Genomic DNA, 22,288 nt, shown 5'->3' with positions numbered 1-22,288 from the left:
GGGCGTTGGCCCGCTTCCTTCAGGCGAAAAGCGCCCTGAGGTGGGCGAGCAGTTCGCCGTGATAGAGCACGCTGACCATTAGGCTCAGCCCCACCAGCGCGACGGTCAGCGCCGTTACCCGCATGGCCCAGGTGGCCGATACGGTCACGGGGGCACTGCTGATCGTGATCACGCGCAGGCGCACGCCCGCCCAGGCGTACGTCGCCCCGGTGGTCACCAGCAGGAGCACGCCGGCCCAGGTCAGCCAGTACTCGTGATGGGCAAACCCGCCGCGCAGCAGCAGTATTGATAACAGCAGCATCACAAAGGCAGTGCGCGACCAGGCAAGGCCCGTGCGTTCGGGCTGTAGACCGGGGTCGCGATCGAGGGCCGGTTCAGGCTTGAGCATGGCGCTAGCCCCACACCAGCAGCAGGCCGAGCACCAGGGCCACGGCAGTGACAAACAGCGCCAGAATCAACAACAGCCGCGTATAGGGCAGGGCAGCATCAGTGCGCATGGCGCGCTCGTTGCCGGCCCAGCGCCGATAGGCCGCCAGAGAGAGCAGGGCGCCGGCCAGCGAGAGCAGCACGGCCACGGCCTCGCGCGCCCAGGGCGTGGCGATATCCGGCGCGAACTGATAGATGCCCACGGCACCGGCCATGAACGCCAGCGCCGTGCGAATCCAGGCCAGGAAGGTACGCTCGTTGGCCAGCGAAAATCGATAGTCCGGATGGTGGCCCTGGCGCTGCCAGCGGGGTTTGAAGGCGCGTCGGCGGTTGGGGTCGGGAGACGGTGTGGTCATGGTCGAGACTGCGTGATCGGTGGCGTAAAATAAGGGCATGACACGCCCCTGACTCGATCAGGGCCGCGGGGCACCTCACACGATAATGATTCATGGTAGCAGGAGACCGGCATGACCCTTCTTACAAGAAGCTGCGCCCTCGGCGCGCTGATGCTGCTGGCGGGCTATCTCTTTGGCGCCGCGCTGCAGCGCGACTGGGCGTTTGTGCACTGGCCGCTGCCGGTGCAGCTCACGGTCATCGTGTTTGCCCTTGCCGCGACCGGGGTATGGACCGGCGTGCATCTGTTCGTGCGTGATCAGGACTGAGACTGATACCCCACCATGATGACCAGCGCCCCGGCCAGCGCCAGCCCACCGCCAAGATAATCGCTCATCTGCAACGGCTGACCATCCACCAGGCGCAGCCACGCAAGCGCCGTAATCAAATAGACGCCGGCGTAGGCGGCATAGATGCGCCCGCTGGCGGCCGGGTGCAGCGTGAGAAGCCAGGCAAACAGCGCGAGTGCCACCGCCGCCGGCACCAGCCACCAGGCGCTGTTGGAGAGCACCCACCAGCGATAGACCAGATAGCAACCGACGATCTCGGCCAGCGCCGTGACGATAAAAAGCAGGGTGGTGATAACCGGGGCCATGGGCGCTCCGCATTGAGGTAGAGGGCGCACTACTCTGACACAGGGGCTGGGCAAGGCAAAAAGTGCTGGCTAGAATACGCCTTGGGTTCGCCGGTATAGCTCAGCTGGCAGAGCAACGCATTCGTAATGCGTAGGTCGGTGGTTCGAGTCCACTTACCGGCACCCGCAGAATTTCAAAGGCCCGGCGCATATGCGCCGGGCCTTTTTTTGTTTGAAATTCGTATTAATGCTGCGCAACGCGTGGTCATGGACGCTTATATGCTGATAAAAAGTAGGTTTAAAGTTTTTAATATCTAAAAATTTATAATGTAAAGCATGTTTCATGCGTTCATATTAGATTTGCAGTGTGCGATGTATAAAGTTTAAGTGTTTTTAGAAAGTCGATTTTAAGTTATGCAGTCTACGCTTATAAGTTTCAGCTTCTTCATGTTTGCACGATATTAGTCGGCCAACCCTTCCCATGATACTGTCGTATCTTTGTTGCCAGTTTTCTGAATTTTTATTTTGTTTAACATCTTTTTCTAGTTGATGTATTGTTGCGCGTATTTCCTTTCTTTCCCTTTTGTTTATAGATAGATTTTTATGATATACAGATAAGCTAGTTACTATCATGGCAGAGCCTGAGCCAAGATTACCTTCACCGCGCTTTGCTATTTGAGTTTTATTGCGCTTGATAGAACAGCCTTTTTTCTTGAGCATGCTCGCCGTTTGCTGAATGGCATAATGTTTTTCTTTTGATGACATAATATTTTTTTTAGAAATCGTAATGTCATCTGCGAAGCGGGTGTAATTTAAGTTTTTGCTATGCAGGTTATCCGCTAGTCTAGGTTCACAATCCCAAAAAATTAAATTAGCAATATAGCTGCTTGTACTTGCACCTTGTGGAAGAAAACCATTTAAAGTTGTTAGTTTTAAAAGAAGCTGCGAGACATTAGGAGAAAACCCGTAGCATTTTCTAAAAATGGGTAAAATATGCTGCGCCTTAATAGAAGGAAAAAAGTCAGCAACATCTAAAAGTATAATGCTTGAACTACCAGTATGCGGTGTTGCATTGCTGTAAATACTACGCTTTGAGCTAGGGCTCTTGATACATCCATGCAAATAATTAGGAAACTCAGTTTTGGAGAAAATGTTATCAACAATCTTTCTTTGCATTCTTTTTAAAGTTGACGAGGCTTCATAAACTATTCTTGGAGTGCCATCTTTCTTTCTTAGTTGTATTTTCGTATAAGAATTGTTCGCGTTTTCGGCCGTTTTCAACACGACTTCAGTCTGTTCGCCTATAGAGCGAGCAAATGATGGAATGCTATTAATAGGATTGTAGGGGTAGGTGATATAGTTCATAAGTTAAAGGCTAAGTGACTTGACATGCTAGATTAACCATTCAATTACTCGCTCCAGAACCTCTGACAAATAATAAAGAGCAACTGAAATTCTCAGCATTCTCTTGATATGTTTGTCGATCTGATTGCTACTAGCGAGTTGATCTCCTAACCCAGCATCGATTTTACCGATATTGTGCTTGCGTACATCAGATTTATTCCTGACGACGTCTTTAGAACGTTTGAAAAACATGATTGCTATCTCTTGAGCGAGCCACATGGCCCCGCCGCCAAACCAAGGTCGATCAAGGGATATCGGTAAGATCTAATCAAGCCACGTCGCCCGTTTCTCGTAGAGAAACGAAGCCCGCCGCTAACTGGCAAATTTCCGAATTATTTGGCCGTTGACGCGGTACTGCGGAGCAGTGTTTCACGTCGCTTGCCAGCCGATTCGTAGGCTGCCGCTGTTTTGCGGGGACGAAGGACCCTCAACTACATACTTTAGGGTCGATTGCCGTTAAGCAATCTTGCTTTCCGAACCTTGGAGCAATCATTCATTTTAAAGAGCACCTAGGCGAAGCGCCTAGCCTGAAACCAGAATATACAAAAAGTTACCTTTCAGTAAAATGTACTTTAGTCTAAGTAGAGTGTTGAACATAGATGCGGTACATGGCGGTCCAGCTCAAAACAGCTACTACATTGCCGCAGCCTTCCTTGACTGAGGGCCCCTCATGTGCGGACGGCATGTATTGCCAAAAGGCAGCCGACAACTCCTGTTTCGTGTGTGCAATCTGCAATCGATGATGCCAAGCAGCTGCACCATCTGCTAAAAGAATAGGACGCTAATCCCGCGTGGCCCTACGTTTTCCTTCAATTCCACCATAAACCTCCGTACTCCTCGTCTCACCACCCTTACACGACGTCATCAGCTCCCTCACCACGCGTCTTTCATGGGTCCTGATGCTGGTTTCCCTGTCCCGGTAGTGCGCATTGGCCAGCCAGTTGAAGCTGCCAACGATGGCGTAGCGTTTATCCACAATCAGACACTTCTCGTGCGTCTTGCGATCCACAATGGTCAGCCGGCCCTTGCGACTCTGCCTGCCTGTTTCTTTCAAACTGCCCAATGCTCTGAGCGCCGTATCCGACAGTTTGTGCTGTCCGTCCCGGTCACTCGCGCCATAGGCAACATGGACATTGACGCCGCGCTTGAGGGCACTTGCCAGCAGTTCACAAAACCGGTCGTTCACGACCCGGTCGGATAACCAGCCGGAGACGATCATCAGTTCCTTTCTGGCCGTCTGGAGCGCGTGGGTCAGTTCACTGTGATGATCACGGCCCTGTACCAGGTGGTTTTTGGTCGCGGTGCTTCTGGTGACGGGGGCTGACTTGTTGTCGGCGGTTCGAGTCCCATTGCCGGCTCGCGCTTTCTGCTTGAGAAAACGCCGGGTGCCGTACCAGCTGATCCAGGCGGTGAAGGTCTGTACGGCCATCAGAACAGGCCATTCAAGCGTCAGCACCGACCACAGCGTCCAGCCGATGGCGGCGACAATGCCCAGCCGGCGATGAAGCCGGGTCAGACACAGCACCGAGACAAAAATAGCCAGCTGGTAATGCAAAAACGTCATCAGGAAATGCTCAAAAAATCAGCATGTTACCTGTGATCGTCGGGATGGGCCATGTTTGATGGGGGCTGGCGGCCAATCAGTGCCCGGCCTGCTCTTTTGCAACGTCAATCACCCCGGTTTGAACACGGGCTGATGCTGCGCCATGACCGTGATGGTGCGCATGGCCCAGCTTTCGACCTCGAGCCATGCCCGCTCGGTCTGGTCGTTACGCGGCATGGGCTCCATCCAGATCCGCTCGTCGTTCCATTCAATCGCGCCGTGCCAGCCGCGGTTGTCCGGCCGGCGCACCAGCAGAATCGCGGCCGTGGCGGCGCCGTAGGTCAGCGCCTGCTTGTGCGTCTCGAAGGGGCGGTAGGCGGTGGTCATTGCAGCCTCACGGTGGGCAGTTCGTCCCAGCGGGTCGACCAGCGCTTCGAGCGGTGGTTGCTGCGCAGCTGCCACGGTGCGTTCTGGCGCTGTACGCCGACGGTGACCGTGCCCCGCCCGTACTGGCCGTTGAGCTGATCCAGCGCCGACATCAGCCGGTCGCTTTTGTCTCTATCAGCGTCGGGCTGCGGGGGCTGGAACACGTCGAGCTGCTGGCCGGTCGCCTCGATCAGGTCCATCAGCTGGACGCCGCACTTTTGATAGCGAATGCCGCGGTCCTTCCAGAGCCGCTGCAGGGCGCGCTGGGCGGCGCGCACGATTTCGAAGGTGTTGTCGGTCGGGTTCGGCAGCGCCACGGTCATGCTGTCGTGGTCCTGCGCCAGATGCGGCAGGTACTTGTTGGTTCGAAGCGTGACCCGCAGCGCGCAGGCCAGGCTTTGCTGGCGTCGCAGTTTTTCGGCGCCGCGGGCGGCGTGGGCGCGTACGGCCTCTGCCACTTCACGGCGGTCGGCGGTCATCTGCCCGAACGAGCGGCTGGTCATGATCAGCTTTTTGCTGTCGTGCGCGTCGTTCATGTCGATGCAGCGGGTGCCGGCCAGCTCCCGCGCGGTGCGCTCGACGACCACCGAGAAGCGCCGGCGTATCCATTTGGGGTCGGCCCGGGCGAGATCCAGCGCGGTGTGAAGGCCCATCTCATACAGTCGAGTGGTGACGCGCCCGCCGATTCCCCAGACCTCGCCGACCGGCGTGCGCGCAAGCAAGGCAAGCGTGTCGGGGCTGTCGGCGTCGTCGATGATAAACACGTCCCGGGCGGCGCCATGCTTTTTGGCGTGGCGGTTGGCGAGCTTGGCCAGCGTGCGCGTGGGGGCCACGCCCACCGAGACCGGAATGCCGGTCCATTTGTAGACGATCCGGCGCATCTCCTGACAGTGGGCGGGCAGGGCGGCGCGGTCGAAACCGGCAAGGTCCAGCCAGCTCTCGTCGATCGAGTAGGGCTCAACGCGGGGCGTGAACTCGCCCAGGGTGGCCATCACCCGGGCGCTCATGTCGCCGTAGAGCTCGTAGTTGCTGGAGCAGAGCACCAGGCCGTGATCAAACGCCGCGCGGGGGAGGTGATGCATGGGGGTGCCCATGGCGATGCCGAGCGCCTTGACCTCCTGGGAGCGGGCGATCACGCAGCCGTCGTTGTTGGAAAGTACGGCGACCGGCACGCCGTGCAGCTTCGGGCGAAACACCCGTTCGCAGCTGGCGTAGAAGTTGTTGCAGTCGACCAGAGCAATCAGTGCCGTCATCGCCGTACCCGCCGCAGAATGTCGGTGACCACGCCCCAGATCTGGTAGTCGGCGTCGCGCAGGGGAATGGGCATGTAGCACGGGTTGGCGGAGTGCAGCGCCGGTGGGCAGCCGCGGCAGCGCAGCTCCTTGACGATCATCTCGCCATCCACGAGTGCGATGACGATATCGCCGTGGCCGGCCTCGATCGAGCGGTCCACCAGCAGCCGGTCACCGGCATAGATTCCCGAACCGTCCGGGCCCTGCATCGAATCGCCGTGCGTTGTGAACAAAAACGTCGAGGTCGGCCGCGGGATCAGCTGCTCGTTGAGGTCGATGCGTCGGGCGTCGTAATCCTGCGCGGGCGAGGGGAAGCCGCTGATGCCGCCGCGCACGTGATAAATGGCCCAGGGGATGCTGCGCGGCGGCGGGTCGATCGCCAGCGAGCGCATTCGGGTGACATGAAGCATGCCGGTTGCCTGCGTTGGTGAATGTCAAAGTGCTGTATATGTATACAGCATAACGCGGCGGTGCTTCTATCCTGGAAGGGGCGTTATTCGACCAAACGATGAGGGTAGATGGTACCCGCCAGCGAATAATGATCAGCGCCCGCTACACTTCAGCTGTGCGCGTCCAGACACGGCACGGCGGCCCTTTTAGCCCATTCGGCCGGGCCACTGACGCCAGCACTTTTCTTTAACCCGGGAGGATCACGCATGCGCGTGGCGTATCGAATGCCCATGCCCACCATGGTGCCCAAGGGCGAGCAGGACCTGGCTTACAACCCGGCCGCCGAGCGCTGGCAGCAGTTTTTTGCCCCGCACGGGTACGCCACCTTTCTGGCGGAGGTGGTACAGGACGATGACGCCGCCGCGCCCTGGCAGGAGGGCGACTGGCTGGTCGTCGATCCCTTGCTGTCACTGCGTGATGGCGTGCTGGTGGTGGTAAGACTCGATGAGGCGCTGTATGTCTATCGCTATGCCCATCGCATCAATCTGCCCGTGCTGGAAGGCCTTGACGGGCAGCTGTGGACGGGGGATCTGACCAACGTAGCGGTGGCGGGGGTGGTGTCGCATCAGGTGCGGGCGGTGTATTGAGCCGTCGAGCGTGGCCACCGGGCTTCGGCCGGCCACGCTGACAGGTGATCAAGTGCGCTGATTAATCCGCCGGCATCACCCGCAATACACGCCCTTCGGGGCTATCGGTCAGCAGATAGATCGCGCCTTCCGGGCCGGTGCGGACATCGCGGATGCGCTCATCGAGTTCGCCAAAGAGCCCTTCGACGTCTTCGGCCTGAGTACCATCGTCCGAGAGCGTCACGCGGCGCACTTCGCGATCGACCAGTGCGCCGACGAGCAGGTCGCCCTGCCACTGAGGGAACAGCGCGCCGTCGTAGAGGGTCATGCCCGAAGGCGCGATCGAGGGCGTCCACTCATACAGCGGCGACTGCATGCCGGGATACTCGTCAAAAGGCGTTACACGAGCGCCGGTGTAATCCAGACCGGTGGTCGCGACCGGCCAGCCGTAGTTGCCGCCCGGGACGATGATGTTGATCTCGTCGCCGCCCTTGGGGCCGTGCTCGTGCATGATGATGCGGTCGTCACTATCCACCACCAGGCCCTGCACGTTGCGGTGGCCGTAGCTCAGGATCTCGGGTCGAGCGGTGTCGTCACCCACAAAGGGGTTGTCCGCCGGAACGCTGCCATCGGCGTTCAGGCGCACGATGGTGCCGATGTGATTGGCGGTGTTCTGGGCCTGCTCGCGGTAGTCAAAACCATCGCCGAGGGTAAGGATCAGCGTGCCATCCGACAGCCACGCCAGGCGGCCGCCAAAGTGAGCGTCGCCGCGCTTGGCCGGGTCCACCCGAAAGATCTCCTCGACCTGCTCAAGACCGTCATCGGCAAGGCGCGCCCGGCTCAGACAGGCGTGATTGGCCGCCTGCGTGCCGCATGAATAGGCAAGATAGAGCGTGCGGTCCTGCTCGAAATCCGGTGACAGCAGCACATCGAAAAGCCCTGACTGGCCCGAGGCAAACACCGCCGGCACGCCGTCAATTGAGGCGGTGAGCGTCTCGCCCTCGGCGCTCAATAGCCGCAGCCGCCCGGGGCGCTCGGTGACCAGCATGCGGCCGTCGGGCAAAAAGGCCAGCGACCAGGGGTGCTCCAGCCCTTCGGCGACGGTGTCGATCCGGTAGTCGGCGGCTTCGGGCTGCGCCAGTGCCTCCGTCGTGGGCGCCATACCGGCCGTACCTGCTGCCAGCAGGGCCACTGCCATCGTGTTGGCCGCTCTGGCAGGGGCGCGCTGATGACGGGTGCCTCTCAACAGCCCCAGCACTACGCCGGCGATACCGGCGCTGATCAGCATGGCGATCATGCCGGCGGCGGTGCGGGTGGCCGCAATCAGCGTGGGCATGGGCGCGAAATGATTGACGATATGGAAGGTGGCCCACAGCGCCGCCATGGCAAACAGTGCACAGAGCACCGGGCGGTGATGGCCGTTCCAGAGACGTCGCGAAACCCAGAGCGCCGCGACCTGAGAGATGACAAAGCCGACCGAGAAAAGCGCGGCATAGACGGGGGCGAACCTCACCAGATCCCCAAGGGTAGTCGTCAGGCGCTGCATGACCGGGATATCCACACCCATCTGTTGCAGTGCCGCCAGGTTCATCTGGGTCTGTACGATGCTGCCCAAAAGCGTTCCGATAAGCAGGGCGATGGCGAAGTGAATCGTCGTGGTAAGCCAGGCAGGCCGGTTGTGCATGGTGTTGACCCTTGAGCCGCGGTGGGTGACAGAGGCGGGGCCGCCGCTGCCCTTTGATGGCCTCAAGCGTACCCTGCTTTCCTCAGCTCGGGTTTAAGGCGGCAGGCGACGGCAAAAGGCTGCCCCGGTCGCAGTCTGATATTTTGAGCGCCCTGTTCGGGAGCAAGGGTCGGGAGGAAAGACGCAATGAAGATCAACGTGGTCGGCACGACCGGCGCTGGCAAGAGTACGCTGGCGCACAGACTGAGTGAGGCGCTGTCGCTGCCCTATATCGAAATGGACGCGCTTCTCTGGCTGCCTAACTGGCAGGAAAAGCCTGATGCGCAGTTTCTGGCAGAGGTCAAGGAGGTGCTCGCCAGCTCGCCCGGCTGGGTGCTGGACGGCAATCTTGATCGCACCCGCGCCATCAAGTGGCGCGACGTGGACATGGTGATCTGGGTCGATACCGGGTTCTGGCGCACGATGAGCCAGGCTATTACCCGGGCCGTGCATCGCGCCTGGACGCAGCAGGAGCTATGGCCCGGCACCGGCAACCGGGAAAGCTTTAAAAAGAGCTTTTTCAGCCGGGATTCGATTTTGCTCTGGACATTGAGCACCTGGCGACACAATCGCCGACGTTACGTCACGACCATGGCGGACCCACGCTACCGGCATATTCGATTTGTACGGCTGTGCCGCCGAGATGAAATCGATCGGTTTGTTCGAGTCATTACCGGACAAGACGAACGCAAGGAGTGATGTGCTCCCGGCCGATTATGATGGTACTGGTAGCTAACACAGCATGCAGGTGTGATGCCGTATGCTTATCTAAAGGATATCCGAGATAGAATTTCGACAATCCTTGAGGCGTAGTGTCCTTCAGGATCAAGGTCAGGGTCGAATACGGAAACCGTCATCCCGATGCAGCGGGGATCTGGCGCGAACCTGTTCAGGATACAGATGAGCGCTTCCGGGGCGATGCCGGGTGTACCTGGGCAATCCACAGCAGGCATGGTGGCCTGATCCAGAACATCTACATCAAAGTGTATCCAGAGTTTCTTGTCAGAAAGCAGCCCCGGTGCCTGGCTGATGCGCTCAATAACACCTGCAGGCCCCAACCGGTTGGCCTCAAAGACGTCGATCCGGGTGATGGCGGTCTCGTTGATATCCGGCCACGCAAAGTCCGTGTCCCGATTTTCACGCTCGCCCAATTGAATAACGTGGCTATCTTCAATCAGAGGGCCGAGGACCCCGGGCCATTCGGTGCCCAGCGCCTCACCTCGTCCTGTTGCCAAAGCAAGATCCATCCCTGCCACGGCTCCGAGGCTTTGCTCCGCGTCGTAGTTGCCGGGGTGACGGAAATCACTGTGTCCATCGATGTGTAGTAGCGAGAGCCTGTGCATTCGACACATTCCAGCGAGCGCGCCAAGCAAAACAGAGCAGTCTCCGCCAATGACGAGTGCAAACTCGTCCTGCTGGTGGCATCGACATACCAAATCGGCAAGCTTGAGATTAAAAGCCCGCATGGTATAGCCATTAAGCAATCGTGTTCCCGCCTGGGGAGCCGCAGAATATACGGGGCGGGGGAGTTCGATCACGTCGGTTGCGTCGATTGCATCGAGAAGACCTGCGGCCATCAGCGCTGATGGAGAGCGCCATGTGCCCGGCTCATGCTCGGGGCGCAGTGGACTCAGGCCAAGGTTGGAGGGCGCCAGAATGACTTTCATTACACTTAAAGCGCCTCTGATTGATTCATTTGAATCGTTACGCGTTATCAACATCAAGCTGTCAACGCGATAACGTTTGTCTTTGTTTTACGCCATATAATGTATCGTCATGAATGACAATAGCCCACACATAACGTCTCTACTTGGTGCCTCCCTCTATCCCGTATAACGCCCTTGCCTGCCTCCGATGGCTACCCCCTTGGGTAACGATGCCGTCTTTGTCAGTGGCCACCCTTTGTCTGTAACCCCGTGTCGCGTCCGGTGTCCGAGCGTCATGGATGCCTTTTCCGTGCGACATCGACTGTTTCGAGAGCGACGCTTTCAACTAACGGAGGGCGATACAGTGTCCATAAAACCGTGTATACGTGTCTGTTAGCGACAATTTAAGAGGCGACTGTTGTAGCCGGGATGAGGCATCATGAATGCCATGGCAACCGTGCTTTCAACAGATCGCAGACGAGTCTGCCAAAACAATTACAAAAGCAGGAAAAGTTGAGGAGGCATGACGACATGTTACCTGACCACAAGGCAGGCCCTGTAGCGGGAGCCGGCGGCCTGGGCACGCCGCAAACCATCGGTTTCCTATTGCTTGATAACTTTACGCTGATTTCGCTGGCCTCGGTGATTGAACCGCTGCGCATGGCGAATCAGCTGGCCGGGCGTGAGCTGTATCGCTGGTACACCCTGACTCATGACGGCTCGCCGGTGCGTGCCAGTGACGGTCTGCAGGTGACGCCTGATGTCTCGATCACCGTGCCCTTGTCGCTTGACTGGGTGGTGGTCTGTGGCGGCGTTGCGCCGCAGCACAGTGTCACGCGAGAGCATGCGCACTGGCTGCAGGCACAGTCGCGTCAGCTGCGACGCATCGGCGCCATCTGTACGGGCAGCTGGGCACTGGCCAGGGCGGGGCTGCTGGATCACTACGAGGCCAGCATTCACTGGGAGTGTCTGGCTTCCATGCAGGAAGCCTTCCCCAACGTGGCGCTGACCACGCGACTGTTCTCGATCGACCGCGACCGGTTCACGGCCTCCGGCGGTACGGCGCCGATGGACATGATGCTCAACCTGATCGCCCGCGATCATGGTCACGAGCTCTCGGCGGGCATCTCCGAGATGTTCATCTGCGAGCGGGTGCGCAACGAGCAGGACCACCAGCGTGTGCCGCTCAAGCACGTGCTGGGGACGACCCAGCCCAAGCTTCTGGAGATCGTGGCGCTGATGGAGTCCAACCTCGAAGAGCCGATCGAGCTGGATACCCTGGCCCGCTACGTCAACGTCTCCCGGCGCCAGCTGGAGCGGCTGTTCCAGCGCTACCTGCACTGCTCGCCGTCACGTTACTACCTCAAGCTGCGGCTGGTACGGGCGCGTCAGCTTTTGAAGCAGACATCGCTGTCGATCATCGAGGTGGCCTCGGTCTGCGGCTTTGTGTCTACCCCTCACTTCTCGAAGTGCTATCGCGAATACTTTGGCGTGCCGCCCAGAGGCGAGCGCTCGGGCAGCAATGTCTGGTATGGCCGCAATGCCAGCGCCGCGACTGCCCTGCAGCAGGGCAAGATCGTGGCGGTAGAGCCGGCCTCCAGCGAGCCCATGTCGAGTGCGATGATGTCGCTGGTCTACGCCCAGGGCGAGCCGACCTTTGCCAGCGTGCCGCTGACGCGCTGACGTCCGGCTGGTTCAACCGTCAGGCTCCATCAAGGGAGCTGCCCCGACCGGGGCAGCTCCTTTTTTGTGTCTGTTCTTCAGAGGCAGGAGATGCACGGTCATGGCCGGCCTTCGGGGCGGGTCATTTTGTTTGCGGCCCGATGACGGTGGCGTCGCTCTTTGGCAGGGCATGACGCTTTTGGAATTTTCCCCGTCGTTTCCAGGCGTCGGATGAAGCCGGGGCAGGGATATGCTCCTCGCATTAGCCACAATCTGGAGCCTGACCATGACCCCTGCCGAACTGCATGACGACGCCATTGTGATCGATGGCCTGATCATCGCCAAATGGAACCGGGAGCTTCTGGAAGACATGCGCCGCGGCGGTCTGACCGCAGCCAACTGCACCGTCTCGGTCTGGGAAGGGTTCAAGGCCACGGTCGATAACATCGTGTCGACCAAAAAGCTGATGGACGAGTGCAGCGATCTGGTTCGCCCGGTGCGCACCACCGCTGACATTACCCGCGCCAAGGAAGAAGGCAAGACCGGCATCATCTTCGGTTTCCAGAACGCGCACGCCTTTGAAGACCAGATCGGCTACGTCGAGATCTTCAAGGAACTGGGCGTGGGCATCACGCAGATGTGCTACAACACCCAGAACCTGGTCGGTACCGGCTGCTACGAGCGTGATGGCGGTTTGTCCGGCTTCGGGCGCGAAATCGTCGCCGAGATGAACCGCGTCGGCATGATGTGTGACCTTTCCCACGTCGGTGCGACCACCTCTCAGGAAGTCATCCTCGAATCCAAAAAGCCGGTGTGCTACTCCCACTGCCTGCCGTCCGGGCTTAAGGAGCACCCGCGCAACAAGTCCGACGAAGAGCTCAAGTTCATCGCCGATCACGGCGGCTTTGTGGGCGTCACGATGTTCACGCCGTTTCTCAAAAACGGTGTCGATTCAACCATCGACGACTACTGCGAAGCGATCGAATACATCATGAACATCGTGGGTGAAGACGCCATCGGCATCGGTACCGACTTCACCCAGGGCCACGGCCAGGACTTCTTCGAGTGGCTGACCCATGACAAGGGCTATGCCCGCCGCCTGACCAGCTTTGGCAAGATCATCAATCCCGAGGGCATTCGTACCGTTGGCGAATTCCCCAATCTGACAGAGGCGCTTTTGAAGCGCGGCCTGAGCGAGCCTCAGGTCAGAAAAATCATGGGCGAGAACTGGGTCAGAACCCTGAAGGATGTCTGGGGCGAATAAGCCGCCAGGGGCCCGGGCGGTGCCTGAACCGCCGCCCGGGCCTGCCCTCCTGCCGCTCCCCGAGGGTCGAGACGGCCCCTGAATAATGACAAGTTTGAGGAAGACGACCGTGACGAAACAAGCGCCCGAACTCCCGATTGAAGTCGACAGTGAAACCGGCATCTGGACCACCGATGCCCTGCCGATGCTGTACGTACCGCGTCATTTCTTCGTCAACAACCACATGGCCATTGAAGAGGCCCTGGGTGCCGAAAAATACGCCGAAATTCTCTATCACGCCGGCTACAAGAGTGCCTGGCACTGGTGCGAGAAGGAAGCCGAGCTTCATGGTCTGGAAGGCGTTGACGTCTTCGAGCACTACATGAAGCGCCTGTCCCAGCGCGGCTGGGGGCTTTTCATCACTGAAGAGATCGATCTGGAAGCCGGCACGGCGCGCGTGCGACTCGAGCACAGCGCGTTTGTCTACCAGATGGGCAAGGTGGATCGGAATATCGAATACATGTTCACCGGCTGGTTTGCCGGCGCCATGGATCAGATTCTGAGCGCCCGTGGCAGTGATCTGCGCACCGTTGCCGTACAGACCCAGAGTGGCGCCCAGCAGGGCCACGATCACGGTCTGTTTGTTGTCACGCCCGCGTAACCGAGGATCTTTGATATGGCATTCGAGGCACTGTTCAAGCCGATCCAGATCGGCAAGCATACCATTCGTAACCGCGTGGTCAGCACGGCGCATGCCGAGGTGCACGCCACCGACGGCGGCATGACCACCGACCGCTACGTCAAGTACTACGAAGAGAAGGCCAAGGGTGGCTGCGGTCTGTGTATCTGCGGCGGCTCCTCGGTGGTCTCCATCGACAGCCCCCAGGGCTGGTGGAGCTCGGTCAACCTGTCGACCGACCGTATCATCCCGCACTTTCAGAATCTGGCCGATGCCGTGCACAAGCATGGCGGCAAGATCATGATCCAGATCACCCACATGGGTCGTCGCTCCCGCTGGGACGGCTTCAATTGGTCGACGCTGGTCTCGCCGTCGGGCATCCGTGAGCCGGTTCACCGCTCAACGTGCAAGACGATCGAGGAAGAAGAGATCTGGCGCATCGTCGGTGATTTCGCCCAGGCCGCACGCCGCGCGAAGGAAGGCGGCCTTGACGGCGTTGAGCTCTCGGCCGTGCACCAGCACCTGATCGACCAGTTCTGGAGCCCGCGCGTCAACAAGCGGACCGATCAGTGGGGCGGCACCTTTGAAAACCGCATGCGCTTTGGCATGGAAGTGCTCAAGGCCGTGCGCGAAGAGGTCGGCGACGACTTCGCGGTCGGCCTGCGCATCACCGGCGACGAGTTCCATCCCGACGGTCTCGATCACGACGAGATGAAGCGGATTGCGGCCTACTATGACGCCACCGGCAAGATCGACTATTTCGGTGTGGTGGGCTCGGGCTGTGATACCCACAACACCCTGGCCAACGTCATCCCCAACATGTCCTACCCGCCGGAGCCGTTTTTGCATCTGGCCTCGGGCATCAAGGAAGTGGTCAGTGTTCCGGTCATTCACGCCCAGAACATCAAGGACCCCAACCAGGCGCAGCGCATTCTGGAAGGCGGCTATGTCGACATGGTCGGCATGACGCGTGCCCACATTGCCGACCCGCACCTGATTGCCAAGATCAAGAACAACCAGGTCGACCAGATCAAACAGTGCGTCGGTGCCAACTACTGCATCGACCGCCAGTATCAGGGTCTCGACGTCCTGTGTATCCAGAACGCGGCCACCTCGCGTGAATACATGGGTCTGCCGCACATTATCGAAAAGACCGAAGGCACCAAACGCAAGGTCGTGGTGGTCGGCGGTGGCCCCGGTGGTATGGAAGCGGCGCGTGTCTGCGCCGAGCGCGGCCATGACGTGACGCTGTTTGAAGCAAAGGATCAGATTGGCGGTCAGATCACCATCGCCTCGAAAGCACCACAGCGTGACCAGATTGCCGGTATTACGCGCTGGTATCAGCTGGAGCTGACGCGGCTGGAAGTGGATCAGCGCCTGGGCACGAAAGCCGATGAGGCCACCATTGCCGATCTGCGTCCGGATGTCGTGATTCTGGCCACCGGCGGGCAGCCGTTTCTCTCGCAGGTCCCGGAGTGGGGCTATGACGAGGACAAGGGCAAAAGCCTGGTCGTCAGCACCTGGGACATCCTCGACGGCAGCGTCGAGCCCGGCAAGAACGTGCTGATCTTTGACACCATCTGCGAGTTTTCCGGTGTCTCGGCGGCCGACTATCTGGCCGACAAGGGTTCAAGGGTCGAAATCGTCACCGACGACATCAAGCCCGGTGCCGCGGTCGGGGGCACGACGTTCCCGACCTACTACCGCAGCCTGTACGAGAAAGAGGTGATCATGACCTCGGATCTGGCGCTGCATAAGGTCTATCGCGAGGGCGATTCGCTGGTGGCGGTGCTTGAAAACGAGTACACCGGCGCCCAGGAAGAGCGGGTCGTGGATCAGGTCGTGGTGGAAAACGGGGTCCGTCCGGACGAGGCGCTCTACTACGCCCTCAAGGAACGCTCGCGCAACAAGGGTCAGATCGACATCGAAGCCCTCTATGCCATCGAGCCGCAGCCCTGCCTGTCCGAGAGCGGTGACGGCTTCGTGCTGTTCCGTCTGGGGGATTGCACCGCGCCGCGCAACACGCATGCCGCCATCTATGATGCGCTGCGGTTGTGCAAGGACTTCTGATCACAATAACGCTGTAAGCCGAGCGTCACGGGCCGCAGGGTCCGTGACGTTCGTTCCTTGCGGTGTCTCCGAGAGGAGAGACGCCATGCTCGATATCCTGTTACCGATACTGATTTTCTCTGCACTGCTGTTGACCGTCATCGGTGCGGTGCGCCGTGTGCGCCTGTGGCGTCAGGGGCGACCCTCTTCCGTGGACCTGGTCGGCGGTCTGCTTAAAATGCCGCGTCGCTATCTGGTGGATCTGCACCATATCGTTGATCGCGACAAGTACATCTCCAAGACCCACGTGGCCACGGCCGGCGGTTTCGTGCTGGCCGCGCTGCTGGCCATTATCGTGCACGGCTTCGGCCTGCACAGCCGCATTCTTGGCTGGGCCCTGCTGGCGGCGACGGCCTGCATGTTCACCGGTGCGCTCTTTGTCGCCAGACGCCGTCTGGACCCGCCGTCACGGCTGTCCAAAGGGCCGTGGATGCGCCTGCCCAAAAGCCTTCTGGTCTTTGCGGCCAGCTTTTTCATTGTCACCCTGCCGGTGGCCGGCGTTTTGCCGGCGGATTTTGGTGGCTGGATTCTGGCAGCGGTGCTGGCGGTAGGTGTTGCCTGGGGCGTGTCCGAGATGTTTTTCGGCATGACCTGGGGCGGGCCCGTCAAGCACGCCTTTGCCGGTGCCCTGCATCTGGCCTGGCACCGTCGTCCCGAACGCTTCACTACCCCGCATAACGCCAGTGCGGCGCGCTCCAGCGGTCTCAAGGCGCTGAATCTGGACAATCCCGATGCGCCGCTGGGCGTGGAAAAGCCTGCCGACTTTACCTGGAATCAGCTGCTGGGCTTTGATGCCTGCGTGCAGTGCGGTCGCTGTGAAGCGATGTGCCCGGCCTTTGCCGCCGGTCAGCCGCTCAACCCGAAAAAGCTGATTCAGGACATGATCGTTGGTATGCGCGGCAGCACCGATGCCGACTATTACGGCTCGCCCTATCCGGGCAAGCCGGTGGGCGAGCATGGCGGCAGCCCGAACGGACCGATCGTGCCCCGCGAAGGGCGCGCGCTGGTAGATGCCGAGACCCTGTGGTCGTGCACGACCTGTCGCGCCTGCGTTGAAGAGTGCCCGATGATGATCGAGCACGTTGATGCCATCGTCGACATGCGCCGCTTTTTGACGCTTGAGCACGGCAATACGCCCAACAAGGGTGCCGAGGTGCTCGACAACCTGATCGCCACCGACAATCCCGGCGGGTTTGATCCCGATTCACGTCTGCACTGGGCGGCGGACCTCAACCTGCCGCTGATGGCCGACAAAAAAGAAGCCGACGTACTGCTGTGGCTGGGTGATGGCGTCTTTGACATGCGCAATCAGCGCACGCTGCGCTCGCTGATCAAGGTGCTGCGTGCCGCCGAGGTGGATTTCGCCGTGCTGGGCAACGAAGAGCGCGACAGCGGTGATGTGGCACGGCGTCTGGGCGATGAAGCCACCTTCCAGACCCTGGCCCGTCGCAACATCAAGGCCATGAGCCAGTATCGCTTCTCGCGCATCGTCACCTGTGACCCGCACAGCTTCCACGTGCTCAAAAACGAGTACGGTGAGCTGGGCACGGCCGAAATGCCGGCCGACTATGCGGTTTATCATCACAGCACCTACATCAACGAGCTGGTCAAGGACGGCAAGCTCACCTTCAAGGCCTGGAAGGGCGGCAGCGTGACCTATCACGACCCGTGCTATCTGGGGCGCTACAACGGCGAATACGAAGCGCCGCGTGACGTGCTCAGGGCGCTGGGGATCGAGGTGCAGGAAATGGCCCGATCGGGCTATCGCTCGCGCTGCTGCGGCGGCGGTGGCGGTGCCCCGATCACCGATATCCCCGGCAAACAGCGTATTCCCGATATGCGCATGGGAGACGTGCGCGAAACCGGCGCCGACACCGTCGCGGTAGGCTGTCCGCAGTGTACGGCCATGCTGGAAGGCGTGGTGGAACCGCGCGCCGACATCAAGGATATCGCCGAGCTGGTGGCCGATGCGCTGGTGGTTGAGTCATCAGGCGAGAAGGGCGCCTCCAACAAGGAAGCGTCGCAGACACAGCGCAATGTCGAGGAGGTAACGTCATGAGCGAGCTTGTCCGCCGCGATCCTCGCAAGGAATGGATCGCCCGCAATCGATTGCACCCGCAGCATCTTGAAGTGCTGGCCGAGATCGGCGGCAACGCCGTTGCGACCGAATGGATGGGCCCCAACGGCCTGATGCGGCGCAATCCGCACGCCGTGGGTTTCACCGGACCCAACGGCATCCGCCGTATTGACCGCAGCGGCGCCTCCCACGCCGCGCATACAAACGCGCGCAGCACACAGAGCCAGGATTCGCGTCGCCGCGTAAGCATCAGTGAGCCGGCCTTCACGGTCGCTGTGGTACCAGACATGGCCGGCGGTCGCCTCTCCGGTCACGACCGCGACCTGCTGGGGCTGGCACGCCAGCTCTGTGATGCCGACCCGGAACAGCCCGGGGCGGTGCTGGCCATCGTATATGGCGAGCACAAGGAAACCACCTTTGATGAAGCCGGCATCGATCGCCTGCTGCATCTGGAGGGTGAGCAGTTCGACGGCTACACCCCCGAAAACCGTATCGCAGCCCTGCAGGGCGTGGATCGGGAAATAGCGCCGCGCTACTGGCTGCTGCCCGACTCCACACAGGGCGGCGGCGAGCTGGGTCGCCGGCTGAGCGTGCGGCTGGGTGAGCGGGCAGCCACGCAGGTCTGGCAGATCGAGGCCGACAGCGACGCCGAAACCGGCTGGCGCTGCACGACCCGCGGGGCCGCCGGGACGACCGATGTCGTTCGCGCCCTGCCGCGGGTGGTGCTGGCCCTGGCCGAGTGCGCTGATCCGATCAGCGAGACGCGCCACGCCGCCGAGCCCATCGAGCTTTCCCAGCCGCTGCCCAACGTGCTCGGTCGTATCGAGGACATTGGCGAAGTCGCAGTCGACCCGGCCAGCGTCTCGCTGGCGGAAGCCGAGTTCATCCTGTCGGCCGGCAACGGCGTCAAGGACTGGGACAACTATCATCACGCCGCCGACATTCTGGGCGCGACCAAGGGCGCCTCGCGCGTGGCGGTCGATGACGGCCACATGCCCCGCGACCGCCAGGTCGGTGCAACGGGCACATGGGTATCGGCCCGCGTCTATGTCGCGGTCGGTATCTCCGGGGCCATTCAGCACCTGCAGGGCATTCAGACCTGCGAGAAAGTGGTGGCCATCAACCTTGATGAAGGCTGCGACATGGTCAAGCGGGCGGATCTGGCCGTGATCGGCGATGCCAACGCCATCCTGGCCGCTCTGGTCGACCGCGTGGAGCAATACCGCGCCGAGCAGGAGGGCAACCGCGATGCCGCCTGATGCACCGTCTTCCAATACCGGCGGGCTCAACGTCGCCGTGCTGGTGTCGATCGGTCGTCACCCGTTGACCGCCCGCACGCGCCGCGCCGATCAGGACGCCCGCGCCGTGGAAATGGCGCTGAGTCTCAAGGGCGCCTCGGTCAATCTGATGCATGCCGGCCAGCACGACAGCGACCATGAAGAGGCCATTCGGGGCTATCTCGGCATGGGCATTGATGAAGTGCGCCTGCTCGAGCAGACGCCTCAGGCCGATGTCGTGCCCGTACTGACCGACGCTTTGCGCGCCGACTCACCGCAGCTGGTACTGACCGGCACGCGCGCCGAGACCGGTGAGGGCTCGGGCGTTTTACCCTACCTGCTGGCCGAGGCGCTGGGATGGCCGGTCATCAACGGTCTGGCCGCGGTCGAAAAGGTCGAAAAGGGCGTGGCCACGGTGCTGCAGGCCCTGCCGCGTGGCAAGCGTCGCCGCCTGCGGGTTCGCCTGCCGGCGATCGCCACGGTCGATACCAGTGCCCCGGCGGCGCGGCAGAGTGCCTTCGGGCCCGCGCGCCGCGGCGAATTCGATATTCAGCCGCATGCCAGCGAAATCGATGCGTCTCTGGCGCAGTGGCAGATCCAGCCGGCCCGTAAGCGGCCCAAACGCCTCAAGATCGTCAAGTCCTCCTCGGCGCGTGACCGTTTCAAGGCGGCCGCCGCCAAGTCCGACGGCGGCGGGGGCCAGACCCTCAACGACGTGACGCCGGAACAGGGCGCCGAGGCGATCTTCAAACTGCTCAGGGAAGAGGGGGTGCTTCGCTGATCGCCCCGGTCGGCGGCCACTGGCCGTCGAGCACGGCGACAGCGAGCATCGGTTAAAAAAAGGGATCAAAACGCGACTTGTGCCCCGCCTTCATGGCGGGGCGTTTTATTTTGGGACGGGAAATATCGATCGTATCAGGCGTGTTGTCTGAACCGAGACGGCGTTCGAGCGGCCGACCCCGGGGCCGGCCTTTGATGTTTGAGAGCGTCGATGTTTGAGAGCGTCGAGGTTTCAGGAGTGAGCCGTCTGCACGTTCGACACCGGCTGTCCTCTTTTACGAACCACCCAGTAGCCCACGCTGCCGGCCGCCAGCAGCATGGCACCGCAGCCTGCCGCCAGCACATGGGCGCCGGTTGTTGCCTGCTCGGGAACACCGAATCGCTCGGCCAGTGAGGAGAGCGTCGTGGCGTATTGAACCCACAAAAAGACCCCGACGGCCACACCGGAGAGCATGGTGCACAGCGCAATGACGCGGGTCCCGGAAATCCAGGTCGCGCTGACGTCGCGATCATATTCATGCAAAAAGGCGCGATACGCCTTTTGAATGTCCGTGACCCGGGTCAGGCGTGAGGCCACAACGATGGCGATCAGCGCGGCCACCGTGCTGAGCACAACCGGATGCAGATAAACCGGCAGCGTGATCCACTGCGCCTGATCCATCAGCGACAGTGCGATATTGCTGACAAAGCCAACCGCCAGGCCCCAGCCGGCGCCGGCGGCGGTAATTCGGCGACTCCAGATGCTCATCAGTGCGACCGGCCCCCAGGAGGAGGCAAACAGCGTGGCGGCAAACCAGACCACCGCCATAACGGCCGGCGACTGAAACAGCGCGATGACCAACGACACCACGCCGGCACCCAGAATGGAGAGTCGGCTGGCGCGCATGGCGGCCTTTTCGCTGCGGTTGGGCGGCAGGATGTCGTTGGAGATGCTGAAGCCGATGATCGACAGGAAGGTCGAGCACGAAGAGAGTCCCGCGGCAAACACGCCGGTAAGAATTACCACCCCAAGCCAGGTCGGCAGGATGTTGAGCGAGGCCCAGACCATGGCGCGCTCGCCGTCGAGTCCGCTGTCGTAAAGGTTGATCGCCGCACCGGTCATCATCATCAGGGCGTAGAACACGGCAAGCGACACGGCGGTGAGCATCGCCGAGCGCATCACGACGTGTTCGTTGCGTGCCATGAGATAGCGGCTGGACTGCCAGGGACTGGCGGCCAGCACCGCGGCCCAGACCAGCCCCAGCGTGATGCCCCAGGTCAATGCCTCGCCCGGTGTTGAAAAGGTGGCGTCCGGCCCTTCCAGCACGCCGTGCCACAGCGCGATGCCGGGCTTGTCGGTCTGGCTCAGAAGGCCTTCGATGACGCCGTGCCAGCCGCCCAGGTCCTGCAGGATATAGACCGAGCCGCCAAGGGCTGCCAGCGAGAAGATCACAAACATTATGGTGTCGGTGACCATGACGCCGGGGGAGCCGGAGTAGAGGATAAAGCCGGTGTAGGTCAGCCAGACCAGCACCAGCCCGGTCCAGTAGGGCATGCCGGTCAGCTCGGAGAACATGATGCCTGCCCCCTGCATGACGCCCACCAGGTACGCGCCCAGACCGATCACGGTGGTCAGCCCGGCAATCATCTGCACGCGCCTTGAGTCAAAGCGCTTGCCGAAAAACTCCGGCACCGTTTTGGCCTCACTGCGTCGCAGGTAGCGGCCAAAGGCCAGCGCGCCCAGCAGGCACCCCGAGGTACTCAGGGCGGCGAAGATCAGCATGACAAAGGGATAGCCATCGTAGGCAAAGCCGGTTTCGCCCAGAAAGGCGCTGGTGCTCAAATAGCTGGCCACCAGGGTGCCCAGAATGAAAAAGGTCGGCGCGTTGCGACCGGCCACCAGGTAGTCGTCAAGATGTTTGACGCGTCGCCCGGCCAGATGGCCGATCAGAAAATAACCGACGAGACTGCACAGGATGGCAACGGTGTAGACCATGAAGGGGCTCCGGTGAGATGGGTCTTGTATGTCTTGTAGTGAA

21 protein-coding genes and 1 tRNA gene are annotated in these 22,288 nt (G+C 60.8%); 11 read left to right on the top strand and 11 right to left on the bottom strand.

Annotated elements, in window-relative coordinates; translation table 11 throughout:
• Positions 1–19: 19 nt before the first annotated feature.
• Together ACXMYO_RS11915 and ACXMYO_RS11910 are read right to left on the bottom strand one after the other, a co-directional pair.
• Entirely contained in the window at positions 20–388 is a 369-nt protein-coding gene (locus ACXMYO_RS11915; RefSeq protein ID WP_457808879.1) for a DUF202 domain-containing protein, read from the bottom strand.
• 4 nt (positions 389–392) lie between these two features.
• Positions 393–821 (bottom strand): YidH family protein, encoded by a 429-nt coding sequence (locus ACXMYO_RS11910; RefSeq protein WP_457808878.1) that lies wholly within the window; start codon positions 819–821, stop codon positions 393–395.
• A gap of 72 nt (positions 822–893) precedes the next feature.
• Between ACXMYO_RS11910 and ACXMYO_RS11905 the strand changes: the two genes are divergently transcribed.
• Positions 894–1,088 (top strand): hypothetical protein, encoded by a 195-nt coding sequence (locus ACXMYO_RS11905; RefSeq protein ID WP_457808877.1) that lies wholly within the window; start codon positions 894–896, stop codon positions 1,086–1,088.
• On the opposite strand, the gene ACXMYO_RS11900 is transcribed toward ACXMYO_RS11905, so the two are convergent.
• Positions 1,079–1,414 carry a YnfA family protein gene (locus tag ACXMYO_RS11900; protein ID WP_457808876.1) on the bottom strand — a complete coding sequence of 112 codons (336 nt, stop codon included), beginning with the start codon at positions 1,412–1,414 and terminating at the stop codon, positions 1,079–1,081. The genes ACXMYO_RS11905 and ACXMYO_RS11900 overlap by 10 nt on opposite strands.
• A gap of 89 nt (positions 1,415–1,503) precedes the next feature.
• Here ACXMYO_RS11900 and ACXMYO_RS11895 point away from each other — a divergent pair.
• A tRNA-Thr gene (locus ACXMYO_RS11895) sits at positions 1,504–1,576 on the top strand.
• Positions 1,577–1,786: 210 nt separating this feature from the next.
• On the opposite strand, the gene ACXMYO_RS11890 is transcribed toward ACXMYO_RS11895, so the two are convergent.
• From ACXMYO_RS11890 to ACXMYO_RS11870, 5 genes are all read right to left on the bottom strand, one after another.
• Positions 1,787–2,758: a reverse transcriptase family protein gene (locus ACXMYO_RS11890; protein WP_457808875.1), complete on the bottom strand. Its 972-nt coding sequence runs from the start codon at positions 2,756–2,758 to the stop codon at positions 1,787–1,789.
• Positions 2,759–3,578: 820 nt separating this feature from the next.
• Entirely contained in the window at positions 3,579–4,361 is a 783-nt protein-coding gene (locus ACXMYO_RS11885) for a phospholipase D-like domain-containing protein (protein ID WP_457808874.1), read from the bottom strand.
• Positions 4,362–4,469: 108 nt separating this feature from the next.
• Positions 4,470–4,727, bottom strand: coding sequence for a hypothetical protein (locus tag ACXMYO_RS11880; protein ID WP_438764923.1), 258 nt, complete (start codon positions 4,725–4,727; stop codon positions 4,470–4,472).
• Positions 4,724–6,019 carry a Y-family DNA polymerase gene (locus tag ACXMYO_RS11875; RefSeq protein ID WP_457808873.1) on the bottom strand — a complete coding sequence of 432 codons (1,296 nt, stop codon included), beginning with the start codon at positions 6,017–6,019 and terminating at the stop codon, positions 4,724–4,726. The genes ACXMYO_RS11880 and ACXMYO_RS11875 overlap by 4 nt, the downstream gene beginning before the upstream one ends.
• Positions 6,016–6,468, bottom strand: coding sequence for a LexA family protein (locus tag ACXMYO_RS11870; RefSeq protein ID WP_457808872.1), 453 nt, complete (start codon positions 6,466–6,468; stop codon positions 6,016–6,018). Before ACXMYO_RS11870 ends, ACXMYO_RS11875 begins: the two co-directional genes overlap by 4 nt.
• 246 nt (positions 6,469–6,714) lie before the next feature.
• Between ACXMYO_RS11870 and ACXMYO_RS11865 the strand changes: the two genes are divergently transcribed.
• Positions 6,715–7,095: a S24 family peptidase gene (locus tag ACXMYO_RS11865; RefSeq protein WP_438764917.1), complete on the top strand. Its 381-nt coding sequence runs from the start codon at positions 6,715–6,717 to the stop codon at positions 7,093–7,095.
• Between the two features lie 61 nt (positions 7,096–7,156).
• Here the strand turns inward: ACXMYO_RS11865 and ACXMYO_RS11860 are convergent, their stop codons facing one another.
• A complete protein-coding gene (locus ACXMYO_RS11860) occupies positions 7,157–8,824 on the bottom strand; it encodes a PQQ-dependent sugar dehydrogenase (RefSeq protein ID WP_457808871.1) in 1,668 nt (555 codons plus the stop codon).
• Between the two features lie 120 nt (positions 8,825–8,944).
• Here ACXMYO_RS11860 and ACXMYO_RS11855 point away from each other — a divergent pair, with 120 nt between their 5' ends.
• Entirely contained in the window at positions 8,945–9,496 is a 552-nt protein-coding gene (locus ACXMYO_RS11855) for an adenylate kinase (protein ID WP_457808870.1), read from the top strand.
• A 65-nt stretch (positions 9,497–9,561) separates the two neighbouring features.
• Here ACXMYO_RS11855 and ACXMYO_RS11850 read toward each other — a convergent pair whose 3' ends face one another.
• Complete coding sequence (locus ACXMYO_RS11850) at positions 9,562–10,464, bottom strand: arginase family protein (protein ID WP_457808869.1); 903 nt, start codon at positions 10,462–10,464, stop codon at positions 9,562–9,564.
• Positions 10,465–10,974: 510 nt separating this feature from the next.
• Here ACXMYO_RS11850 and gbdR point away from each other — a divergent pair.
• From gbdR to etfB, 7 genes are all read left to right on the top strand, one after another.
• Positions 10,975–12,126, top strand: a complete 1,152-nt coding sequence (gene gbdR / locus ACXMYO_RS11845; RefSeq protein ID WP_438764912.1) for a choline metabolism transcriptional regulator GbdR — start codon at positions 10,975–10,977, stop codon at positions 12,124–12,126.
• Between the two features lie 265 nt (positions 12,127–12,391).
• Positions 12,392–13,369: a membrane dipeptidase gene (locus ACXMYO_RS11840; protein WP_438764910.1), complete on the top strand. Its 978-nt coding sequence runs from the start codon at positions 12,392–12,394 to the stop codon at positions 13,367–13,369.
• A 109-nt stretch (positions 13,370–13,478) separates the two neighbouring features.
• Positions 13,479–14,009 (top strand): DUF5943 domain-containing protein, encoded by a 531-nt coding sequence (locus ACXMYO_RS11835; RefSeq protein WP_438764908.1) that lies wholly within the window; start codon positions 13,479–13,481, stop codon positions 14,007–14,009.
• Positions 14,010–14,024: 15 nt separating this feature from the next.
• Positions 14,025–16,097, top strand: coding sequence for a dimethylglycine demethylation protein DgcA (gene dgcA / locus ACXMYO_RS11830; RefSeq protein ID WP_438764907.1), 2,073 nt, complete (start codon positions 14,025–14,027; stop codon positions 16,095–16,097).
• 85 nt (positions 16,098–16,182) lie between these two features.
• A complete protein-coding gene (locus ACXMYO_RS11825; RefSeq protein WP_457808868.1) occupies positions 16,183–18,195 on the top strand; it encodes a (Fe-S)-binding protein in 2,013 nt (670 codons plus the stop codon).
• Positions 18,192–19,472 (top strand): electron transfer flavoprotein subunit alpha, encoded by a 1,281-nt coding sequence (gene etfA, locus ACXMYO_RS11820; RefSeq protein WP_457808867.1) that lies wholly within the window; start codon positions 18,192–18,194, stop codon positions 19,470–19,472. The genes ACXMYO_RS11825 and etfA overlap by 4 nt, the downstream gene beginning before the upstream one ends.
• The gene (gene etfB, locus ACXMYO_RS11815; RefSeq protein WP_438764902.1) at positions 19,462–20,271 is read left to right on the top strand and encodes an electron transfer flavoprotein subunit beta; all 810 of its coding nucleotides are present in this window, start codon (positions 19,462–19,464) and stop codon (positions 20,269–20,271) included. The genes etfA and etfB overlap by 11 nt, the downstream gene beginning before the upstream one ends.
• Positions 20,272–20,502: 231 nt before the next feature.
• Here the strand turns inward: etfB and ACXMYO_RS11810 are convergent, their stop codons facing one another.
• The gene (locus ACXMYO_RS11810; protein ID WP_457808866.1) at positions 20,503–22,245 is read right to left on the bottom strand and encodes a sodium:solute symporter family protein; all 1,743 of its coding nucleotides are present in this window, start codon (positions 22,243–22,245) and stop codon (positions 20,503–20,505) included.
• Between the last annotated feature and the right edge of the window lie 43 nt (positions 22,246–22,288).

This window comes from Kushneria sp. EE4 (assembly GCF_977968315.1).
The sequence above is the reverse complement of the archived record's forward strand: the minus strand, read 5'-3'. Positions and strand labels throughout refer to the sequence as shown.

Bases quoted from the DNA above. Each gene is read 5' to 3' on its own strand.
- etfA (WP_457808867.1), top strand. From the start codon at position 18,192: ATGAGCGAGCTTGTCCGCCGCGATCCTCGCAAGGAATGGATCGCCCGC.
- ACXMYO_RS11900 (WP_457808876.1), bottom strand. From the start codon at position 1,414: ATGGCCCCGGTTATCACCACCCTGCTTTTTATCGTCACGGCGCTGGCC.
- ACXMYO_RS11885 (WP_457808874.1), bottom strand. From the start codon at position 4,361: ATGACGTTTTTGCATTACCAGCTGGCTATTTTTGTCTCGGTGCTGTGT.
- etfB (WP_438764902.1), top strand. From the start codon at position 19,462: ATGCCGCCTGATGCACCGTCTTCCAATACCGGCGGGCTCAACGTCGCC.
- ACXMYO_RS11875 (WP_457808873.1), bottom strand. From the start codon at position 6,019: ATGACGGCACTGATTGCTCTGGTCGACTGCAACAACTTCTACGCCAGC.
- dgcA (WP_438764907.1), top strand. From the start codon at position 14,025: ATGGCATTCGAGGCACTGTTCAAGCCGATCCAGATCGGCAAGCATACC.
- ACXMYO_RS11840 (WP_438764910.1), top strand. From the start codon at position 12,392: ATGACCCCTGCCGAACTGCATGACGACGCCATTGTGATCGATGGCCTG.
- ACXMYO_RS11870 (WP_457808872.1), bottom strand. From the start codon at position 6,468: ATGCTTCATGTCACCCGAATGCGCTCGCTGGCGATCGACCCGCCGCCG.
- ACXMYO_RS11850 (WP_457808869.1), bottom strand. From the start codon at position 10,464: ATGAAAGTCATTCTGGCGCCCTCCAACCTTGGCCTGAGTCCACTGCGC.
- ACXMYO_RS11915 (WP_457808879.1), bottom strand. From the start codon at position 388: ATGCTCAAGCCTGAACCGGCCCTCGATCGCGACCCCGGTCTACAGCCC.
- ACXMYO_RS11825 (WP_457808868.1), top strand. From the start codon at position 16,183: ATGCTCGATATCCTGTTACCGATACTGATTTTCTCTGCACTGCTGTTG.
- ACXMYO_RS11890 (WP_457808875.1), bottom strand. From the start codon at position 2,758: ATGAACTATATCACCTACCCCTACAATCCTATTAATAGCATTCCATCA.
- gbdR (WP_438764912.1), top strand. From the start codon at position 10,975: ATGTTACCTGACCACAAGGCAGGCCCTGTAGCGGGAGCCGGCGGCCTG.
- ACXMYO_RS11810 (WP_457808866.1), bottom strand. From the start codon at position 22,245: ATGGTCTACACCGTTGCCATCCTGTGCAGTCTCGTCGGTTATTTTCTG.
- ACXMYO_RS11855 (WP_457808870.1), top strand. From the start codon at position 8,945: ATGAAGATCAACGTGGTCGGCACGACCGGCGCTGGCAAGAGTACGCTG.
- ACXMYO_RS11880 (WP_438764923.1), bottom strand. From the start codon at position 4,727: ATGACCACCGCCTACCGCCCCTTCGAGACGCACAAGCAGGCGCTGACC.
- ACXMYO_RS11905 (WP_457808877.1), top strand. From the start codon at position 894: ATGACCCTTCTTACAAGAAGCTGCGCCCTCGGCGCGCTGATGCTGCTG.
- ACXMYO_RS11910 (WP_457808878.1), bottom strand. From the start codon at position 821: ATGCCCTTATTTTACGCCACCGATCACGCAGTCTCGACCATGACCACA.
- ACXMYO_RS11865 (WP_438764917.1), top strand. From the start codon at position 6,715: ATGCGCGTGGCGTATCGAATGCCCATGCCCACCATGGTGCCCAAGGGC.